The 19408-nt window shown below is 38.5% G+C and carries 23 protein-coding genes; all 23 read left to right on the top strand.

From position 1 onward, the window contains the following. Nucleotides 1–195: 195 nt before the first annotated feature. The 23 genes from AC1TO8_RS14505 (at nt 196) to AC1TO8_RS14615 (ending at nt 18823) form a co-directional block, all read left to right on the top strand. Nucleotides 196–882 (top strand): IS4 family transposase, encoded by a 687-nt coding sequence (locus AC1TO8_RS14505; protein WP_482056464.1) that lies wholly within the window; start codon nt 196–198, stop codon nt 880–882. Beyond that, nucleotides 879–3371 (top strand): RHS repeat-associated core domain-containing protein, encoded by a 2493-nt coding sequence (locus AC1TO8_RS14510; protein WP_482056334.1) that lies wholly within the window; start codon nt 879–881, stop codon nt 3369–3371. Before AC1TO8_RS14505 ends, AC1TO8_RS14510 begins: the two co-directional genes overlap by 4 nt. A 43-nt stretch (nt 3372–3414) precedes the next feature. After that, the gene (locus tag AC1TO8_RS14515; RefSeq protein ID WP_482056335.1) at nt 3415–3930 is read left to right on the top strand and encodes a hypothetical protein; all 516 of its coding nucleotides are present in this window, start codon (nt 3415–3417) and stop codon (nt 3928–3930) included. A gap of 119 nt (nt 3931–4049) precedes the next feature. Further along, nucleotides 4050–5822, top strand: a complete 1773-nt coding sequence (locus tag AC1TO8_RS14520) for an RHS repeat-associated core domain-containing protein (protein WP_482056465.1) — start codon at nt 4050–4052, stop codon at nt 5820–5822. A gap of 94 nt (nt 5823–5916) precedes the next feature. After that, nucleotides 5917–6114 (top strand): hypothetical protein, encoded by a 198-nt coding sequence (locus tag AC1TO8_RS14525; protein ID WP_482056336.1) that lies wholly within the window; start codon nt 5917–5919, stop codon nt 6112–6114. Next, nucleotides 6111–6647, top strand: coding sequence for a hypothetical protein (locus AC1TO8_RS14530; protein ID WP_482056337.1), 537 nt, complete (start codon nt 6111–6113; stop codon nt 6645–6647). The genes AC1TO8_RS14525 and AC1TO8_RS14530 overlap by 4 nt, the downstream gene beginning before the upstream one ends. Nucleotides 6648–6743: 96 nt before the next feature. Then, nucleotides 6744–7214: a transposase gene (locus AC1TO8_RS14535; protein WP_482056338.1), complete on the top strand. Its 471-nt coding sequence runs from the start codon at nt 6744–6746 to the stop codon at nt 7212–7214. 168 nt (nt 7215–7382) lie between these two features. Further along, complete coding sequence (locus tag AC1TO8_RS14540) at nt 7383–7619, top strand: hypothetical protein (RefSeq protein ID WP_482056339.1); 237 nt, start codon at nt 7383–7385, stop codon at nt 7617–7619. After that, complete coding sequence (locus tag AC1TO8_RS14545; RefSeq protein ID WP_482056340.1) at nt 7616–8647, top strand: RHS repeat domain-containing protein; 1032 nt, start codon at nt 7616–7618, stop codon at nt 8645–8647. Before AC1TO8_RS14540 ends, AC1TO8_RS14545 begins: the two co-directional genes overlap by 4 nt. Continuing rightward, on the top strand, nt 8610–9095 hold the full coding sequence (locus tag AC1TO8_RS14550; RefSeq protein ID WP_482056341.1) for a hypothetical protein: 486 nt from the start codon (nt 8610–8612) through the stop codon (nt 9093–9095). Before AC1TO8_RS14545 ends, AC1TO8_RS14550 begins: the two co-directional genes overlap by 38 nt. Nucleotides 9096–9635: 540 nt before the next feature. Next, nucleotides 9636–9854: a hypothetical protein gene (locus AC1TO8_RS14555; RefSeq protein WP_482056342.1), complete on the top strand. Its 219-nt coding sequence runs from the start codon at nt 9636–9638 to the stop codon at nt 9852–9854. Then, nucleotides 9811–10320, top strand: coding sequence for a DUF3990 domain-containing protein (locus AC1TO8_RS14560; RefSeq protein ID WP_482056343.1), 510 nt, complete (start codon nt 9811–9813; stop codon nt 10318–10320). Before AC1TO8_RS14555 ends, AC1TO8_RS14560 begins: the two co-directional genes overlap by 44 nt. Nucleotides 10321–10344: 24 nt before the next feature. After that, complete coding sequence (locus AC1TO8_RS14565) at nt 10345–10611, top strand: hypothetical protein (RefSeq protein ID WP_482056344.1); 267 nt, start codon at nt 10345–10347, stop codon at nt 10609–10611. Between the two features lie 142 nt (nt 10612–10753). Further along, the gene (locus tag AC1TO8_RS14570) at nt 10754–11254 is read left to right on the top strand and encodes an RHS repeat-associated core domain-containing protein (protein WP_482056345.1); all 501 of its coding nucleotides are present in this window, start codon (nt 10754–10756) and stop codon (nt 11252–11254) included. Between the two features lie 67 nt (nt 11255–11321). Beyond that, on the top strand, nt 11322–11714 hold the full coding sequence (locus tag AC1TO8_RS14575) for a hypothetical protein (RefSeq protein ID WP_482056346.1): 393 nt from the start codon (nt 11322–11324) through the stop codon (nt 11712–11714). Next, nucleotides 11708–12088, top strand: a complete 381-nt coding sequence (locus tag AC1TO8_RS14580; protein ID WP_482056347.1) for a hypothetical protein — start codon at nt 11708–11710, stop codon at nt 12086–12088. The genes AC1TO8_RS14575 and AC1TO8_RS14580 overlap by 7 nt, the downstream gene beginning before the upstream one ends. 289 nt (nt 12089–12377) lie before the next feature. Then, complete coding sequence (locus tag AC1TO8_RS14585) at nt 12378–12782, top strand: PGAP1-like alpha/beta domain-containing protein (protein WP_482056466.1); 405 nt, start codon at nt 12378–12380, stop codon at nt 12780–12782. Nucleotides 12783–13303: 521 nt separating this feature from the next. Beyond that, nucleotides 13304–13624, top strand: a complete 321-nt coding sequence (locus AC1TO8_RS14590) for a hypothetical protein (RefSeq protein WP_482056348.1) — start codon at nt 13304–13306, stop codon at nt 13622–13624. Nucleotides 13625–13897: 273 nt separating this feature from the next. Continuing rightward, nucleotides 13898–14827, top strand: a complete 930-nt coding sequence (locus tag AC1TO8_RS14595; RefSeq protein WP_482056349.1) for a hypothetical protein — start codon at nt 13898–13900, stop codon at nt 14825–14827. Nucleotides 14828–15205: 378 nt separating this feature from the next. Further along, nucleotides 15206–15565, top strand: a complete 360-nt coding sequence (locus AC1TO8_RS14600) for a hypothetical protein (RefSeq protein WP_482056350.1) — start codon at nt 15206–15208, stop codon at nt 15563–15565. Beyond that, entirely contained in the window at nt 15547–16158 is a 612-nt protein-coding gene (locus AC1TO8_RS14605) for a hypothetical protein (RefSeq protein ID WP_482056351.1), read from the top strand. The genes AC1TO8_RS14600 and AC1TO8_RS14605 overlap by 19 nt, the downstream gene beginning before the upstream one ends. Nucleotides 16159–16555: 397 nt before the next feature. Continuing rightward, nucleotides 16556–17752, top strand: coding sequence for an RHS repeat domain-containing protein (locus tag AC1TO8_RS14610; protein WP_482056352.1), 1197 nt, complete (start codon nt 16556–16558; stop codon nt 17750–17752). 99 nt (nt 17753–17851) lie between these two features. Continuing rightward, a complete protein-coding gene (locus AC1TO8_RS14615; RefSeq protein WP_482056353.1) occupies nt 17852–18823 on the top strand; it encodes a hypothetical protein in 972 nt (323 codons plus the stop codon). Nucleotides 18824–19408 lie beyond the last annotated feature (585 nt).

The raw sequence follows: 19408 nt of genomic DNA on the forward strand, positions 1-19408 counted from the left end.
CGTGATATGCACACCGCCTTTCTAGAATCCGTATTTAAGAATCTCGTGCAGAAGCTCTTCGACCGTTTAGGTGCTAACAAAGCAGATAAGAAACTCGGAAGCATTCATCTTATTGATGCCTCCACGATCTCATTCTGCTTGACAAAGTATCGCTGGGCGGATTTCAGGAAGAGCAGAGCAGGTATCAAGCTTCACTTGCGTTTTGTTTATGGGACGGAGGGTTCGTATCCCGATGCGTTAAACATCTTTGATCGCGGTTATCTGGATTACCGAGAATTCGATCTGTACTGTGCGAAATCGATTCGCTTTATTACACGATTGAAGAGTAATGCGAACATCGAAGTCATTGAAGAAAGATCTGTTGATCCAGAGTCTGGTATTCTGCGCGACGCTACGGTAAGACTGGGAAATGAGAAATCATATTTGATGAAGCACCCCCTTCGGTTAATCGAATGTCTCGATAGTGAGGGAAAGAGCGTGATGATTCTCACCAGTGATTTTAACTTATTGGTTGAAGAAATCAGCGACCTCTATCGAAACCGTTGGCAAATCGAGTTGTATTTCAAGTGGATCAAGCAACATCTTCGCGTCAAGAAGTGTTACGGGACTAGTAAGAATACCGTTTACAACCAAATTCATATTGCGCTCATTACATTTTGTCTAACCCTGCTCATGCAGAAGCAAGTCATACACAAAGGTAGCCTACTGGAAGTGTTCAAGTATTTGCAGCTGTGTTGGGATAAGACATTTAAAGACTTTCTGCTAGATCTGTTTAGGCCATTGACTAGAAAAACAAAGGGCCGAAGGACAACGGATCATGAACGGATTTTTGAAGAAACGCTTGAACAATATCGTACAGTTATGACGCTGTTAACCGATTGAATCAGATTATATATGGTGATGGTCAACAGGTAAGCTACGAATATGACGATGCAGGCCGTCGTACATTAATGAAAGATAGCACAGGTGATACCCGTTATACCTTCGATGCTCTAGATCGCTTAACGGAAGTCATTGACGGAAATAATAAGAACATTCGTTATGAGTGGACAGCGACGGGAGAACGTAGTCGGATCATCTATCCAGACAATACGGTAGTCAGTTATTCCTACGATAATTCTGGACTGATTGAGCAAGTCACAGATGGAACTGGATTGAAGACGAACTATACCTATGATGCGAATGGTAGATTAGCTAGTAAATCTCTACCGAACAACACGCAAAGCACGTACAACTACGATGCGTTAGGACAAGTCTTAGAGATCCAACATCAAGGACCTGGGGGAACATTACTAGAGCAATTGAAATATACCTATGACCCAGCAGGGAACCAACTTCATAGCGAACGCCAGTCAGGTGGAAGTGATGAAGATAACCCAACAGGCGCTACACAACCTGCAGAAATAACAGATTACATGTACGATGCCTTGAACCAACTGACCAAAGTTCAAAAGTTGAACGGTGCAACAACGGATTACAGCTATGATGCTGTAGGGAACCGAGTGAACGTAGCGGTTGATGAGGCAGGTAACCTCTCCACAGAGGATTATACCTACGATGCAGCGAATAAGCTTATGCGTTGGACCAAAGGAAGCGATTATAGAGATTACACGTACGATCTACGTGGAAACTTGCTAGACGTCGTCGGAATCGATAGCGCAGCGGCTCTTAATAGTCTGCGGATGGGGATTACTTCGACAATGAGTGACTCTATCGATTCAAGTGTGCTGGATAGTGTGTATGGGTTAGAAATTGACCCGAACACGGGTATAAGCCTTGATCCGAATGCAGGTCTCGGAGGAGCAGTAGCCGATCCGAACGTAGGAATCGACCCTAATGCAACAGGTAATGTAGATCCAAACGCAAGTGTTGGAGGAATCACCGATCCATGGGTAGTAGACCCATTATCTGGCCTAAGTGTAACAGCGGATGTATACGGAAACGATCCGACATCACTAGATAGTCTGATAAGTATGGCACTTTCTGGTCCACGGACAATCGAATCCAATCGTTGGGATGGAGCTAACCGTCTAATTGGGAACACCAACTATTCAGGTGACCAGACAACCTATGGTTATGATGGAGACAGCAATCGCGTATCCATGAGCGTAAGCTTAGGAACCGGTACGAAGCAAAGTAATTACCCAAGCACCAATCTAGCAGGGTTGCGAGATGGCTGGGAACCACAATACAAGAAGCAACAGATGGACATCTACTTCACGAACGATACAACGCTAAGCTTACCTGAGCCATTAATGGCAACAGATGCGAGCGGGAACAAGTGGAAGCAGTCCTATGTCTACGGAGCGGGTGGAGAACGAATCAGTATGAGCTATCTGCCAAGTGCAGATGCAAATACGGATTGGGAACCAACTCCAGGAGCAAGCGGAGCCGCAGGCAATACTACACCGAAGACACTCTATTATATGAGTGATGTACGTGGTAGTGCGATAGGACTCCTAGGTGCAGATGGGAGTGTCTCAGCACGTTACAACTATGATGAGTTCGGCGTATCGGAAAACCCAGAGAAGTTCGATTTGAACTGGGCAGGACCGGATAATCTATTCGGTTATACTGGGCTAGGATATGACTCTAGTAGTGGCTATACGTATGCGAGAGCAAGATACATGGATTCGAGCATTGGACGGTTTATTAGTGAGGATACGTATAAAGGGGAATTGAATGATCCTCAGACGTTGAATTTGTATACGTATGGTTTGAATAATCCGGTTAAATATACTGATCCATCTGGAAATTGTGTTTGGGATGCATGTATCATAGAGGGAGCTGTAGTTGCGGCATTGATTGAAGGGGCCATATTTGTAATTGGAGCTACAAGCATTATGATTTGGAATCATTCAAGTGCTGCACCAGTAGAGGTTCCAAGAACTGATATTCCTCCTAAACTTACAGTGATTCAAGGAGGAATGAATAGTAACAGCAATCAGAAAAAGCCTATGGCGCCTCCAGCTACTCAAACCAATAAAAATGAGAATAAGAATAAGAATAGGGTAATACTGTATCACTACACTACTAAAGAGGGTTATGAGGGGATTATGAGAAGTGGGGTAATATTCCCTTCAACTAAAGCAAAAAGACCCAATGATGCCAGGCTAGGTGATGGAGTATATCTTACGGATGTTGCACCAAATACGATGTCCTATAAGGATTTATCACAAATACTATATTTAAATAAAAATCAAACCCAAAACACATTATATTATGTTGCTATTGATGTAACAGATTTGGTATTGGAGTATGGACGGGCACATATCTTTGCGACTTTAACTGATACACCTTTAAAAGTAACTGGACGTATTGTATCAGGTGGATTTAACCATGGTACAAATTCTCGCAACTTAATTCAATAAAATGAAATTTGACTAACAAAATGAGAAGGAGTAGGGATATTGTATGATTTATTTGATCGATGGTGAAAAAGGTGAAAAATGGTATTTTGAAGTGGATGATGAAGGAACAGCATTTAGACAGATTCTATTGGAAGAAGGTAAAGAAAGTAAGATATCCAATCAAAAAAGATTTGAATTTTTCCTATCAGAGAAGGAATTGCCCTTAGACAATCTAGAATTAAAAAGAATCTCTAAGGAAACATTTGAAAAAGTGTGGAATGATGTTAATAAAGGCCAACAGATGAGATGGCTTAAACATAAAGAAGCAATTCCTCTTGGAACAAAGATAGACGGTTACATTGAAGTGTTTTATCCTCAAGGAGTTATAGTTAGCATTCCTGATCACGACGCCTTAGGAGTAGCTGACTATGAGGAATGTGCCGCAAACTCACAAAAGAAAAATATGCATAAAGGGTTAGTAGTTAAAGCCGAAGTCGTCGGATATGATGAAGTGAATTATTGGTTTTTGTTGGGGAATCCAGAGGTCTTTGATCGTAGATATCCATTGATTGATAAATAGATTTTTTACCATGACCATGATACGTAAATATTCGTATTATGGTTTTTTTAGTAGGAAGCGTCAAGAATTATGTGAAAATGAAAGTATCCTTCTCCTGCAGAATATCGTGTTATTCTTTGGTGTTGAACATCGCTTGGAGTTCTGCACGGCACCAACTTCATAGCGAACGCCAATCAGGTGGAAGTGATGAAGATAACCCAACAGGCGCTACACAACCTGCAGAAATAGCGAATTACATGTACGATGCATTGAACCAACTGACCGAAGTTCAAAAGTTGAACGGTGCAACAACGGATTACAGCTATGATGCTGTAGGGAACCGTGTGAACGTAGCGGTTGATGAGGCAGGTAACCTCTCCACAGAGGATTATACCTACGATGCAGCGAATAAGCTTATGCGTTGGACCAAAGGAAGCGATTATAGAGATTACACGTACGATCTACGTGGAAACTTGCTAGACGTCGTCGGAATCGATAGCGCAGCGGCACTTAGTAGTCTGCGGATGGGGATTACTTCGACAATGAGTGACTCTATCGATTCAAGTGTGCTGGATAGTGTATATGGATTGGGAATTGACCCGAACACGGGTATAAGCCTTGATCCGAATGCAACAGGCATTGTAGATCCAAACGCAAGTGTTGGAGGCGTCATCGATCCATGGGTAGTAGACCCGTTAACGGGATTGAGTGTTACGTCGAATGTATACGGAATCGATCCGACAGCACTAAATAATCAAGCTAGCCTAAATAGTATGGCCTTAGCTGGCCCACGGACGATCGAATCCAATCGTTGGGATGGAGCTAACCGTCTAATTGGGAACACCAACTATTCAGGTGACCAGACTTCATACCGTTATGATGGAGATAGCAATCGCGTATCCATGAGCGTAAGCTTGGGAACCGGTACGAAGCAGAGTAATTATCCAAGTAGTAATCCAGCAGGGATGAGAGATGGCTGGGAACCGCAGTACAAGAAGCAACAAATGGACATCTACTTCACGAACGACACAACGATGGGCTTACCTGAGCCATTAATGGCAACAGATGCGACCGGGAACAAGTGGAAGCAGTCCTATGTCTATGGAGCGGGTGGAGAACGAATTAGTATGAGCTATCTGCCAAGTGCAGATGCAAATACGGATTGGGAACCAACTCCAGGAGCCAGCGGAGCCGCAGGCAACACCACACCGAAAACACTGTATTACATGAGTGATGTACGTGGTAGTGCGATAGGTCTCCTAGGCGCAGATGGTAGTGTCTCAGCACGTTACCACTATGATGAGTTCGGAGTAGCCAAAGACGCTCAGAAGTTCGACTTGAACTGGGCGGGACCGGATAACCTATTCGGTTACACCGGGTTAGGATATGATTTCAACAGTGGTTATTCTTACGCAAGAGCTCGTTATCTAGACTCTGAAGTAGGACGCTTTATTAGTGAGGATACGTATGAAGGGGATATTAACAATCCGCAGACGTTGAATTTGTATACGTATGTGGAGAATAATCCGCTTAGGTATGTTGATCCGAGTGGGTATATGCCTACAACGTTAGAGGCTGCATATATGGCACAACACATATATAAAGCTACTGAGAAAGATTATGATAAAAAAATAACTGGTGATTGGATTTTAATAGATCTAATTACCAATTCCGAAGGATTAAAAATGGGGGTTTATTCTAAAACGAATGCAAGGGGAATTACAGAGTATAGTCTTGTGAATAAAGGTACTTCAACATGGGGTGATTGGGTTAATAATGCTCAACAACCTTTTGGTTATTCTACAGATATGAAAGAATCAATAACTGAAGCGTATGATTTTGTAAAAAAATACGTTAGATATGAAGTAACCATGGTAGGTCATTCTAAAGGGGGGGGCGGAAGCTGCAGCTAATGCAGTTGCAACAAATTCAAATGCTATTTTATTTAATCCCGCTACAGTACATTTAAGTGAATATGACTTAGACCCAGACGATTATGATGGTCTAATGAGGATTAATATTGTGAAAGGTGAAGCGCTAAATCAAATATTTGATTCTACATCCAAACCTATTGGAAATGTTCATTATTTGCCTACACAGTATCCAATAGATACTAAAAATCCATTTCAAAACATCAAAAATTCTATCAAAAATCATGGTATGGATGCTGTCATTGCTGCTTTAAAGGAGGCGGGGTATAAATGAATATTAGGGTAATACTATTAGTATTACTGTTTTCGATTATTATCTTTTTATCATTATTATTTTTACCTTGGGTACTTATCTATGTTGGTAATCTATTTGAAAAAAATCCGGGAAAACCTGTAATTACCTACAGAGAATTTCCATTTCGATTAGAATATGAAATAAATGATAGAAGGGAGCTTATTGAAGACACCTTAATAGTAGAGTATAAGGGTGTCGGAATAGATGAAGGTCGTGGTAAATTCAGAAAATGGGAAGATAGATTAGCTAGCGGAAATAAGAATATCACATTACTCAAAAATGATCTTATTGAGATATATTATCCACATGGCGGTTCTGATTATTACATGGGTGATTTAGAGGAATATGAATCGTTTAATTCAATATTTCCCAATGCAGCATATAAGACAATTGATATTGATAGGGGGATAACCCGTAGTGGTAAAATCACTGAAGAGAAATTGATGGAGCAATATGGAATTAAATTAATTAGTTGGGACATTGCTGATCCTATTGTTAATTCATTTAAATAAAAACATTATTAATCTATTAGCCACATGCGAGTGTAACAACTCTGAACTGCACCCCGATTGTTAGACAAAACTAACAATTGGAGGTGCAGTTTTTCTATGACCAAGTTCAGTACAGATCAAAAAAGACAAGCAGTCAACCGTTATCTAAACGGAGTAGAAAGTCTTAAGACGATTGCGAAGTCAATCGGTGTCCATCATTCCGTATTCATAAAATGGATTAAACAATATAAACATCATGGTGATGAGTCTTTTAAAAAGGGCTATACACTGTATTCTGTACAGGATAAACTAGACGTACTTCATTATATGAACGAAAATGGGACGTCTGCTATATTTAATATTGCTAGCTATAGTACCCTTTTAAGCTTGCAAAAAAGCTTAGCATTACAAGGGATAGACGCCCTACAACCAAAGAAAAAGGGGCGTCCATCCATGAAAAAGATTCTAAGGAACAACACTTGCATTCGGATCAAGGCTTATACCGGTGTTCGGGTCAAATCCCAACCCATATCTCACATATTGGTCTACCACACAAAATTTATTGAACTTTTCATCTTCGATCTCTAGGGCGTCATCGATCCATGGGGTGTTGACCCATTAACTGGATTGAGCGTTATGTCGAATGTATATGGAATCGATCCGACAGACTAAATAGCCAAGCTAATCTAAATGGTATGGCATTATCCGGCCCACGGACGATAGAATCCAATCGTTGGGATGGAGCCAACCGTCTAATTGGGAACACCAACTATTGGGGGAGATCAGACATCCTATGGTTATGATGGAGATAGCAATCGCATATCCATGAGCATAACGTTGGGTACGGGTACGAAGCAGAGCAATTACCCAAGCAGTAATCCAGCAGGGATGCGAGATGGCTGGGAACCACAATACAAGAAGCAACAGATACGAGCGGAAACAAGTGGAAGCAGTCCTATGTCTATGGAGCGAGTGGGGAACGAATCAGTATGAGCTATCTGCCAAGCGCAGATGAAATTACAGATTGGGAGCCAACGCCAGGAGCCAGCGGAGCAGCAGGCAGTACATCACCGAAGATACTCTATTACATGAGTGATGTACGTGGAAGTGCGATAGGTCTTCTGGGCGCAGATGGAAGTATCTCAGCACGATACCACTACGATGAATTCGGAGTAGCAGAAAACCCAGAGAAGTTCGATATGAACTGGGCAGGACCGGATAACTTATTCGGTTATACGGGGTTAGGGTATGATTTCAACAGCGGTCATTCATACGCACGAGCGCGGTATTTTGACTCTGAACTAGGACGGTTTATTAGTGAGGATACGTATGAAGGGGATATTAATGATCCGCAGACGCTGAATTTGTATACCTATGTGAGTAATAATCCGTTGAGGTATACGGATCCGAGTGGGCATAAGCTTGAAGAAGCGTATGGTTATGATGCTTACTTAAATCAATTTGCTCAGCATGATCTTTACGGTTATCAGTCTGGTTGGAAACTCCTAAATGACATGAGTTCTAAACAGTATAATAAGTATGTTAAGGATACGGGGAAATCCAAAGAATCTATGACGGCTGGAGGAAGTGAAGTAAGAAATAATGCATGTAACTATCTTTCTAATGGGTGTATGGAAGGAAGTGCAAAGTTTGTATACAGTGGAGATGGACTTTTAGCAATTGACTATACCTCTGAGGAGGGTTTTAGTACTACTTTAATTTTAGATCAGAAGAGGGGGATTTTGAGTGAGAAGGATGCTATCCTAAGAATATTAACTAGCAATATGAATGTTACAGCATCATTAAAATATATAGATACGACTAAGAGTAACCCTTTGTGGCAAAATGTAGGTGATCTCAGGGCGTATTTGGCCCAAAATGGGGAGGTAATTATTATTTCCGAGACCATTTCCATCCTAGAAGTAACCCCAATTTGCATCTTTATGGCAATGATGAAGCATATCCTTGGTGAGGAGAATGAAAATGTCAGATTATTATTTGGAAAATATTTTCCAAGGTAGTAGTGATGCTTTGGATAATTTGTTGGAGATTGTTTTTAGCTTTCCAGAGAGTGGTGAGTTCTTATATTTTGAGTATGAGGATCCATATCATGAACCTTTTACTAAAGAGGAGATTGAAACATTTAAAGACAAAACTGACCGGATATGGTTTCGACCAAAAAATAAAAAAGAAGCAAGAGAAATAGAAGAGAGCTTTCTTATAAATTGTGTTGTATTGACAACAGAGAAAGAGATGGACTCATGTAAATTCAAACTTAGTATAGTTGAAAGCCCAGAGTCGATTGAGTTAATGGTTACAGAAATGATGGAGGGCGATTTTCAGGAACCACTTAAAACTAGTTTAAAGCCGTTTCTGAATCAGGGAATGAAAGTTTTGACAGAGGAGATGTATAATAACAAGATTGATGAACAGTTTTCCAGAAACCAATGGGTATTTAAAAAACAATAATATGTTTTCTTTAAGAATACTGTGAATTTTGAGATACAGATAATCATGATTGATATCACCTGAAGATAGAGGTTTACGGTTATTTGCACCTATTATGGTAAAATTAAACTTAAGGAAGCTACTGTTTCGGGTTTGAGAGCTTTTTATGGAGCAGGAAGTTTAAGTCCAGTATGATTAAACAATCAAAACCACAGGTGGTTATCACTACTTGCGGCTTCTTTTTGTCTTTGTATGACGTACCCAGTGACGAATGGAAACAATTAAGGAAACCCAAAAAGGATTTATAATATGTAACTTGAAGATTGCTTCAAAGTATAGCATCTAAAATCTCCTAGCGCTTTCAGACAGATTAAAATAAGCTATAAACGAACGCTACGCGTTCAGAAGTCGGCCCAGATGGATGAATGCTTTTATACGAGATTTTCCGACTGTTTGAGTATGAAAAAGGGCGATCGCATGTTCTGATTAGCCTGTAGCCATTTCAGATTTCTAAACCCGAACAATGCCTTGGGATCGGTCACTGCCTATCAATATGATGAAGTGAACCGAGTTGTAGAGTCGATAAATCCGCTGAGGGAGAAGACAAGCTTTACCTACGACAGTAATAGAAATCTGCTTAAATTCATGGAGCCGGATGCCCTTACAACTTCCTGTGCTTACAATGCTGACAATCAGTTGGCGCAGATAAAGTATGAAGATGGACGCTCGGTTAAATATGAGTTTGATGAAGCGGGACGCCGTTTATTGTATAAATACTAAGGAATCGGAAAAGGATGATATTTTATTTCTTTATCATGCCACTACTAAGACGAGTTCCAGCAGTATATTTAATGGGATTGATTTAACTAAGCAAAGGAAGAATACAGACTTTGGTCAAGGATTTTATGTAACCCGGAATTTAATACAAGCCTCAGCTTGGGCGGGTGCCGATGGAGTAATACTTGTGTTCATAGTGGAAGTTTCTGAGCTAAGAGAGTTTAATGGAAAAGTATTCACTTCAGCAAATAAAGATTGGGAAACCTTTGTTAAAAACAATCGCACTGGAGGAAAACTTCACTTATATGATTACGTCGAAGGTCCAATGCTTGGTAATACAGGGTGGGTAAAAGGTAATGGAAATCCCAAACCTTGGGGACATCAGATAAGTATAAACTCATCAAAGATGGCAAACTGGTTAATTAAAAATATTCAACCAGTAGTATTGACGCCAGGCTACGGACGATAAAATTACAAGGAGGTAAGTCTCAAATTGAATCAATTAGTTTTAAAGACTGATCTAAGAGCAGAAGAATATTTAAAAGATATAATAAATGAAATGGTTGAATTATTCTTAATTGCTGAAGATGAGGCGTATGGACGAATCAATAGATTTTGGTCTGGGGAAACATTACAAGGGGATCAAATGATGCTCTATCATGAAGATGAAATATACTGGGCTAAAACAATTTACTATGGAAAAGATTCATATTGGTGGTTGCGAGAAGGTGAAAAAATAGAACCTGTACCGTATCCATAAGGATACTGCCACATGCGAGTGTAACGCTCCATGTGGTTCTTTTTCTTTGGTATTTTCGCAGCCATTGAAGTGAGACTTTAATATAGCGATAGTGAAATGGAGATACCTACTCGACGTAGTGGGGATCGATAGCGCAGCTGCAATGAATAGTCTACGAATGGGAATTACAGGGGACAACTCTATCGATTCAGGCGTATTGGATAGTGTGTATGGGTTGGGAATTGACCCGAGCACCGGTATCGATCCCAATGCAACAGGCATTGTAGATCCAACCGCAAGTGTTGGAGGCGTCATCGATCCATGGGTTGTCTCAGCACGTTACCACTATGATGAGTTCGGAGTAGCAGAAAACCCAGAGAAGTTCGACTTGAACTGGGCAGGACCGGATAACCTATTCGGTTATACTGGGCTAGGATATGATTTCAATAGCAGTCATTCTTACGCACGTGCGCGGTATCTTGACTCTGAGGTAGGACGCTTTATTAGTGAGGATACGTATGAAGGGGAATTGAATAATCCGCTGAGTTTGAATCTTTATACGTATGTGCATAATAATCCGTTGAGGTATATTGATCCAAGCGGACATAAGGTTGAGATGTACGTCGGGGCGTTATTATTTAAGTATAATCATATTTATAGATGAAGAAAGTGAGTATTGGAGTACTGCGGATTTTCAGGATAATTTTGATGAGGAAAGGGGTATGCAATATATGACTATCGGAGCAGGGCAGTCAAGGGTGATGAATCCGAAACTAAAAGCTGATATTAATAGAACAAAAGATAGGGATCTTAGTATTAAAACGGATATGATAAAATTTTCTGAACAGCAAGACGACACAGAATTAATAGATTTCTTGAAATTTTTCGACAACTTCGTGGAAAATTCAGAACGGAAATCAATTGATTATGATCTGTTCCCTAGAAAAGGAGGTAATGCTTACAATTCAAATGCATTTGTTACTGGTTTCTTGCAAGTGGCAGGATACAAAATCGAAAAACCAGATAGGATTCTCCCTGGATATGGAAAACCCGTTCTGATCGAATATTTCATTGAACCAGAAGAAATAAAAGAAACAAAGAAACCTTGGTGGCAAATATGGTAAAGAAAATGATTTTTGCAATCGTTCTAATTGTAATTGTTACAATACTTATTGCAAGTATGAAAATAGTGTTCAATCCTTTAACACGATCAGAGAATACAATACGCCAAAAAATGTTGTCTCAATTCCCAGTGGGAACACAGATGGACGATATTATTCAATTCGCAAATCATAAGAAAGGTTGGTCAGATGTTAAAATAAGTTATATAAATGGTTATAGAATCGATCTTGGAGAGGAAGTAGGTAAAAAGCGTTTATCGGTTCATATTGGAGAATATAAGATTTTTTTTGTTACAGATGTGAGAGTTTATTTTGGTTTTAATGAGAACTCTGAACTAATTGATATTTATGTTCGTAAAATGATAGATTCTTTATAAACAGAATTTAGGTGTTCGTAATCATTACAAAACAGTATAACTATTCAAACCATTTGCCACATGCGAGTGTAACAACTCAATGTGGTTATTTTTTAGGAATTTACTTACGAATTATAATGAGGATACGTATGAAGGGGAATTGAATGATCCATTGTCTCTTAATCTGTACACCTACGTACACAATAATCCTTTAATTTATGTTGATCTTAGTGGGCATAGAGCTTGGCTCATCCATGGTACTGGTGCAAATCCTGAAGATAAGGGATATTCAACTTGGACTGCTGAATTTGTGAGCTATGTTGAAGATCTTTTTCAGGAGACAAGCGGTGAATTGAATTGGAATGGTGGAAATAATGACCCATCCCGAGTCAATGAAGCGAATGACTGGGCAGATCAGATTTATAAGTGGCATACACTTAAAGCAAATAGAAATGACCCAATAAGATTAATCGGTCATAGTCATGGTGGGAATGTTGCGATATTGATAGCTAACCGTCTCGCTGAACTTGATCCTACAATGAAAGTTGAAACTCTTATTACTATTGCGACACCAGTACGTGAATATCAGTTGGAAGTTGAAGTTAATCAACATATTAATGTATATAATAAATACGATATAATTCAGGTCAATGGAGGGGATCTTTGGAAGAGGGTGCGCGAGCAGGTCGTACATTCGGAGATGCTGAAAATGTGAAAGTTACAATTCCAAAAAAACAACGGAACAATCAGCTTGCTAATCATTCATTTATGCATAGTAATAAAGAAGTATGGATGAAATACATTGCCCCCCTAATTATTGGAACAATCTAATTGCTATTCATACTTCTGCATAGCAATATAGAAGTATGGATGAAATATTTTGTACCCCGTATTAGTTGAGTTAGATTATTCATATTGGAGGGTTATATGTTAAATGTTAGTAAGATATGTTGGATTCTTGTAACGATTCTATGTATGTTTTCGATACTATGGTATCTCGTTACTCAAACTGCAAATTTCCAAAGGACTCTTGATTTAATTACTACGATTACCCTTCTATTCCTTTGTCTTCCTACATTAATATTAGTAATTTTATCTTTTATTTTATTAGTAAAAGGGTGGAGTCCTTCTAGTAAATTAAGTTATGTGATTTTGTGGATAATGATACTAGTTGGTGTCCAATTATCTGTATCGATAGTTCAAGGGACCAGTATCCATTCGTTACATGACAAGATTATGAGTGACCCATTAAAAGTTACGTCAGATGGTAAATATGAATATCGAATCGAATTAGTCAATTTGTACCAAAAAAATAGTAGTGCACGATTGTATGTTAAGCATGTAACAACAGGTGAAGAAATGTATATCTCAATTGAGATAAATGCAAATGAGATAGGTGGAATAATGAAGATAAAGGATGACGAGTGGGATTGGGCAATAATGAGTCCAACGGATATGCCAGATCATTATTATTTATCCACAACGGAATATCTACCAGTATCTCAGAGGAGATTGCTGATCGATATTGTAGCCGGTAACTCAAAGAGATTAGAATGAGTGTATAGTAACATTTGCTCAGAATCATTAAAGTGGGTGTCTTACGTTCAGGTGTTCTCTTCCGCTTCCGCTTTCGCTTTCTCGATTGGAACTGACAAGACCACATGTGAGTATATACTCTGAACTGCACCTCCAATTGTTAGTTGTGTCTAACAATCAGGGTGCAGTTCAGTACTACCAAGTTCAGAAATAGTTATATAGCAGTGTAAAGTAAAGGCCCAAATGAAACTAGGTTTCATTTGGGCTACCATATAATCAGGAAGGATGACAATAATGTCAGAAGAGCTTGTATTGGATGAATCTCAGTTTACACAACTGACTCATATAGAACCGCAATATGATAGCTTGATAATCAGTAACCCATCAGAAATACAGGTTAATGCCGAGGCTCTGATTGAGCATCTGATACAAATTAAAGGTATTGATAATGTTGAAGAATTGACGATCGACTATAACTCTTCTTTAAAAAATCTCATCGTATTAACCGCATTTACTAATCTGAAAATTTTGGTTGTCTATGGACATAACATCCAATCATTTGATGGGATTGAGTGGTTTAGTAAAGGTGAATATATAAGTATTGAGACTGTTCGCAATCGACGCAGGGATATCTCTCAGCTTTCCCGAACAAAAGTGAAACGCATGAAACTTTATGTAGAACGAGTCGAGGATTTATCCGCTGTTTCAGGATGCAAATTTCTTAAGAGCATAGATATTTATCGTTCAATGGAACCGAATTTAGCAGAATGGAAAGACGTTCCACTTGAATGGCTTTCTTTTAAAAGCTGTAAATTTAAAGAATTAGGCAATATAGCAGCTATACAGAACTTAGCTATTGTAGATGTCTTAGGGTGCCGTAGTCTGGAACGATTTAAAGGAGATAATAGCACAATTAAAAGACTGGTAGTAGTAAGCTGCAATAAACTGGATTTACGTACATTAAAGACTTTCGAAGGAATTGAAGTGTTAATTGTAAATAGCTGCTCAAGGGAAATGAATTTAACTGAAATCGGGGGGTTAAAGCACGTGAAGCATATTGATTTCATCTTATGTAATGTGCAGGTTGACTTAATTAATCTCAAAGAATACTTTCCTAGTCTAGAATCTTTGCATATTTCAGGAATGAAGAAAGAGTATGGCATACAGTTAAAGGAATTGAACCCTGATGTTAAAATGACCAGTAACTCATTTGAATTAGAGTAGATTAGGGATCGTATAACAGATACAAGTGTTAACTCGAATAGGTGATTAATTTACAAGAGTTTGAAATTACAAAATCGGATAAAGTTTTAGCAGGTAATTGTAGTACTTAATTTAATAATATTAGGCTATGTCTTGCGACCACATGTGAGTGTAACAACCCATGTGGCTTTTTTTATATTTGTTAGATTTCTAAAGCGGAGCAGCAGGCTTTACTATAGGTTCACTTTTCCTGAATCCGACGTTACTTAATGAAGGAGAAGCTGAATGGATAAGAAATAACTCCTCAGCAAATAAATTAGGGCTTCCTCTGCTTAGTTATAATGATATTGAGAAATTTAGAAAAAAAACGGTGTTTATATTTATAGAGCGATTAGTAATTTGGATGTAAAGAATCTAGCTGCAGGCAAAGATATAATTGCTAAGAACCCTGGTGGGCTGTGGAGCTTAACTTCACATGTAGCTTATGGTTCAAAGAGTAAAGAACATCCAGAAAAAAATGACCCATGGATTTCAACGACTGTTGATTTGACTAGAGCACAACATTATAATCATGGCAATGGAATAATTGTGGTTGACTTAACAAAAGTTACATCGAAGTATCCTTGGGTTCCATCAAATTTAGATAGAACTCATATGGATTATAAAACTGCTAAGAATTTCGCGTGGGCTGATAAAGAAATTGCTATTCGATCACGAATTCAAAGGAAGGCGATTGTTGGATGGATACCTGGGATCTAGAAGAAAATTTAGTTGAATTATTGATTAAAATAAGTGTTGAATTGAGATGCGAAAATGAATTAAGCCAAACATCCTTGGATCATATGGATTTATTATTAATAAAGGTTAATGAGTCTGTAAATAATCAATTTGTAAGCAGATATATATTAAAATACGTTTGGAATACTTACACAGATATCCTCTCATTAATTGATTTGTTGAAAAGTATAAATAAAAAGTATGATGAGTTACAAGAATTGTGCATTGTTTTCGAAAAGTATATTGTCGACTTCTTAGCTTTTAATGTGACTGAAGACACAGAAGAAGATCAAACTAGTAATATGCTAAGCGAGTATCTGAATACATTAGATCTGGGGCAAGAATTCTATGATTTGCTAGAGATGATAAGAAGAGAAACAATCAATGAATTAGTGATGAGTAAAAGGATTGCATATTACTTATTTATGCTTGAAAAAGAACTTCTTTGGAGATCAAGCTTTTTCAATGAATCTAATAAAGAGTGGAATGAGCTCAAGATCGAAGATGAAAAATTCAAGCAATTTTGTGCTGTTGAGCAATATTTGCGTGATATTTTTCAACAGAAAATTAGTTAATAGTTTTCACTAAGCATACCCTATTATCGTAGATAGATATTCTTGACGTATCGCAGTAATGCACTAGGAAACAGTTTGAGAGTAGAGCTAAATGATACGGTGTTCTTACCTCAGAGGATTATACCTACGTTATAGCGATTAAATTCATTTTTATAGCCACGTGCGAGTGTAACAACTCTACGTGGCTTTTATTTTCATTGTAGAAGGTGATCCACTCTTTGAAAACTTGATCTCCGCTTAGAGCTCTTAGTCTTGTGGATTTGCACTAGCCCAATAACAATCTATACAGCAGTGTTTTCAAACGGACCTTATAACGCACTTGAGAACCTTAATGGTAGCTTAAGGTGTTTGCGTTGGTACGAAGCAGAGCAATTACCCAAGCGCCAATCCAGCAGGGTTGCGAGATGGTTGGGAACCACAATACAAGAAGCAACAGATGGATATCTACTTCGCTAACGATATAACGCTAAGCTTACCTGAGCCATTAATGGCAACCGATGCGAGCGGGAACAAGTGGAAGCAGTCCTATGTCTACGGAGCGGGTGGAGAACGAATCAGTATGAGCTATCTGCCAAGTGCAGATGCAAATACGGATTGGGAACCAACTCCAGGAGCAAGCGGAGCCGCAGGCAACACCACACCGAAGACACTCTATTATATGAGTGATGTACGTGGTAGTGCAATTGGCCTTCTAGGTGCAGATGGTAGTGTCTCAGCACGTTACCACTATGACGAGTTCGGCTTAGCCAAAGACGCTCAGAAGTTCGATCTGAACTGGGCAGGACCGGATAACCTATTCGATTACACCGGGTTAGGATATGATTTCAACAGTGGTCATTCTTATGCGCGTGCGCGGTATTTTGACTCTGAAGTAGGACGGTTGATTAGTAAGGATACGTATGAAGGGGATATTAAGAATCCACTAAGCTTGAATATGTATACGTATGTGGAGAATAATCCGCTAATTTATGTTGATCCGACAGGATTTGCTCCTGTTGTAGTTGGTCATGTTTATTTTATTGAGGGACCTTATAATGGACAAGCTCAAACATATATTGGTTCAACTGTTCAAGACATAAAAAAACGAATGGGAAAACACAAGTGGAAAGCACTTGTTACACATCCTGATACTACAGTTAAGGTACTTGAAGTAAAAGCTGACCTGGATATTAATGCAGCTAATGCTAAACACACTCCAATATGGAAAGCTCGTCATAATGTTAGTATTGATGTTAATGCTAAATTAGCTTTAAAAGGTGGTAATCGCGTAAATTCTGTTTTTGGAGTATTCGATTATTACAGTATGTCTATGGAAATGAGAAAATCACAATATGAATTTGCTCCTTATTATATGCAAGACGAAGGTGGAGTGTTTACTATTGGATACTCGAAAGGGGGATGGTTTTCCAAAACTAAATATCATAAAACTTATCAGTCAGTTCCCTCTAGTGGAAATAAAGTATATATTGATAAGGATGAGTATTCCTTCTGGAAAGCAGAGGCAGAAGCGCTTTGGGGAGATTTGGATGCATGGGGGAATTTTGTTCCTGGTCTATTAAATCCTATATTGCCTAATGCCGAAATTATCATATAACTAACAACTAACTGTAAGAACTAAAACAAAGCAAGACAACTAACTTGCTTTGTTTTAGTTCAAGGTTCATCTTGATCGAGAGGATGATGATTCAAGTCTATGGAACTTAAAGTAGATGAGTCCAATTTCATTGGAATTACCCGTATAGAGTCTCAATATAATAGCATGACAATAAGCAATCAACCGGGCATTGAGGTAGAGTTAGATGAACATACCTTTATAGAGCATTGGAAAAGTGTTGAAGGGGTTGAACACATTCAAAGTCTGATGATAGACTACTATTCTTCATTAAAAAACATTTATATATTAAGGGCATTTCCGAATGTGAAAAGTCTTATACTATATGGACATCACATAACGTCGCTAGAGGGCATCGAATGGTTTAAAAAAGGTGAATATATAAATATTTCAATTGATAATCGTTTCAGAAATATAGCATTACTCTCTCAAGCACAAGTAGATAATATTGATCTCTTTGTTGAACAAAAAGAAGACCTATCAGCGATAGCTAGCTGTAAATATGTAACGAAATTAGACTTGTATCGCACTATGCAGTTCGACTTAACAACATGGAGTAGTGTACCTTTGGGTTATATTGCTTTTAAGCGCGGAAAATTTAAGGAATTAGGAGACACTGCGGCAATATCAAGTTTGAAGAATATTAGTGTATTAGGCTGCAGAAATTTGGAACGTTTTACAGGTGATAATAGCCGAGTAACTAGGATGATTATTGAAGGTTGTAAAAAACTTGATTTACGAACACTTCAAACTTTCCAAGGCATTGAAGCATTAATTGTGAATGGTAATTCTATCGGAATTACACTATCTGAAATTAGAGAGTTTAAGCAATTGAAAAGTCTCTGGTTAATTGACTGTAATGTCCAAGTCGATATTTCAAACCTGAAACATCAATTTCCTAGACTGGAAGAACTTCAAATCTCTAATATGAAGAATGAGCAGGTGCTCGAAATTAGTCAATTTAATACGGGGATAATCGTCTCGGGTAGAACATATACTCTGAAAGGAAGTTTAAGAACCTTTAAGGCCTTAAATGGAAGTTCAATAGAATGACTAATGATCTAGTCAAAAGAGCTAGGAGACCACGAACGAGATTAACTTCTCGATTGTGGTTTCTTTTTATCAGCGGCTGTTTCGCTAACAAGACAGATAACCACTCGGAGAGTATGAGTGGCGGCTGTTCAAAACGCCCCCCCACCCAGGGCATAATGATTTCTGGGTTGGCTCTACTCATCTGGACAGAAAAATTACGGTCTAGTAAACTACAGACATTACATTTGAGGAGTAAAAGTGATTAGAAACTATGAGTATTCAATGCCTGCAAATTAATATTGTGGAAAAGGTGATTTATGAAACGCATAGTAACAGGGATATTAATTATAGTACTAGTTATATTAGCAGTTAGAATAACTTCGAAGTAGGTCAACATATTAATGTATACAATGAAAATGATGCTGTTTAAGCAAATGGTGGAGGTATATGGTTACTAGGGAAAGCACTTAGAACTTTTAATGGTGCTGCTAATGTAGCTGTGGAATTTGAGGAAAAGGTAGGTCCAATAGAAGTGCATTTGAATAAAATGCATGCGAATATTGATGTATGGGGAAAATATATAACTCCGATACTAGCTAATAATTG

Source organism: Paenibacillus sp. Y859 (assembly GCF_056786405.1).

What these genes read in the sequence shown, in the direction of transcription:
- AC1TO8_RS14550 (WP_482056341.1), top strand. Translation starts at nt 8,610, where the DNA reads ATGTCAGATTATTATTTGGAAAATATTTTCCAAGGTAGTAGTGATGCT.
- AC1TO8_RS14590 (WP_482056348.1), top strand. Translation starts at nt 13,304, where the DNA reads ATGAGTGACCCATTAAAAGTTACGTCAGATGGTAAATATGAATATCGA.
- AC1TO8_RS14560 (WP_482056343.1), top strand. Translation starts at nt 9,811, where the DNA reads ATGAGTTTGATGAAGCGGGACGCCGTTTATTGTATAAATACTAAGGAA.
- AC1TO8_RS14615 (WP_482056353.1), top strand. Translation starts at nt 17,852, where the DNA reads ATGGAACTTAAAGTAGATGAGTCCAATTTCATTGGAATTACCCGTATA.
- AC1TO8_RS14525 (WP_482056336.1), top strand. Translation starts at nt 5,917, where the DNA reads ATGAGGATTAATATTGTGAAAGGTGAAGCGCTAAATCAAATATTTGAT.
- AC1TO8_RS14515 (WP_482056335.1), top strand. Translation starts at nt 3,415, where the DNA reads ATGATTTATTTGATCGATGGTGAAAAAGGTGAAAAATGGTATTTTGAA.
- AC1TO8_RS14580 (WP_482056347.1), top strand. Translation starts at nt 11,708, where the DNA reads ATGGTAAAGAAAATGATTTTTGCAATCGTTCTAATTGTAATTGTTACA.
- AC1TO8_RS14535 (WP_482056338.1), top strand. Translation starts at nt 6,744, where the DNA reads ATGACCAAGTTCAGTACAGATCAAAAAAGACAAGCAGTCAACCGTTAT.
- AC1TO8_RS14530 (WP_482056337.1), top strand. Translation starts at nt 6,111, where the DNA reads ATGAATATTAGGGTAATACTATTAGTATTACTGTTTTCGATTATTATC.
- AC1TO8_RS14575 (WP_482056346.1), top strand. Translation starts at nt 11,322, where the DNA reads ATGACTATCGGAGCAGGGCAGTCAAGGGTGATGAATCCGAAACTAAAA.
- AC1TO8_RS14595 (WP_482056349.1), top strand. Translation starts at nt 13,898, where the DNA reads ATGTCAGAAGAGCTTGTATTGGATGAATCTCAGTTTACACAACTGACT.
- AC1TO8_RS14605 (WP_482056351.1), top strand. Translation starts at nt 15,547, where the DNA reads ATGGATACCTGGGATCTAGAAGAAAATTTAGTTGAATTATTGATTAAA.
- AC1TO8_RS14570 (WP_482056345.1), top strand. Translation starts at nt 10,754, where the DNA reads ATGAATAGTCTACGAATGGGAATTACAGGGGACAACTCTATCGATTCA.
- AC1TO8_RS14545 (WP_482056340.1), top strand. Translation starts at nt 7,616, where the DNA reads ATGAGCTATCTGCCAAGCGCAGATGAAATTACAGATTGGGAGCCAACG.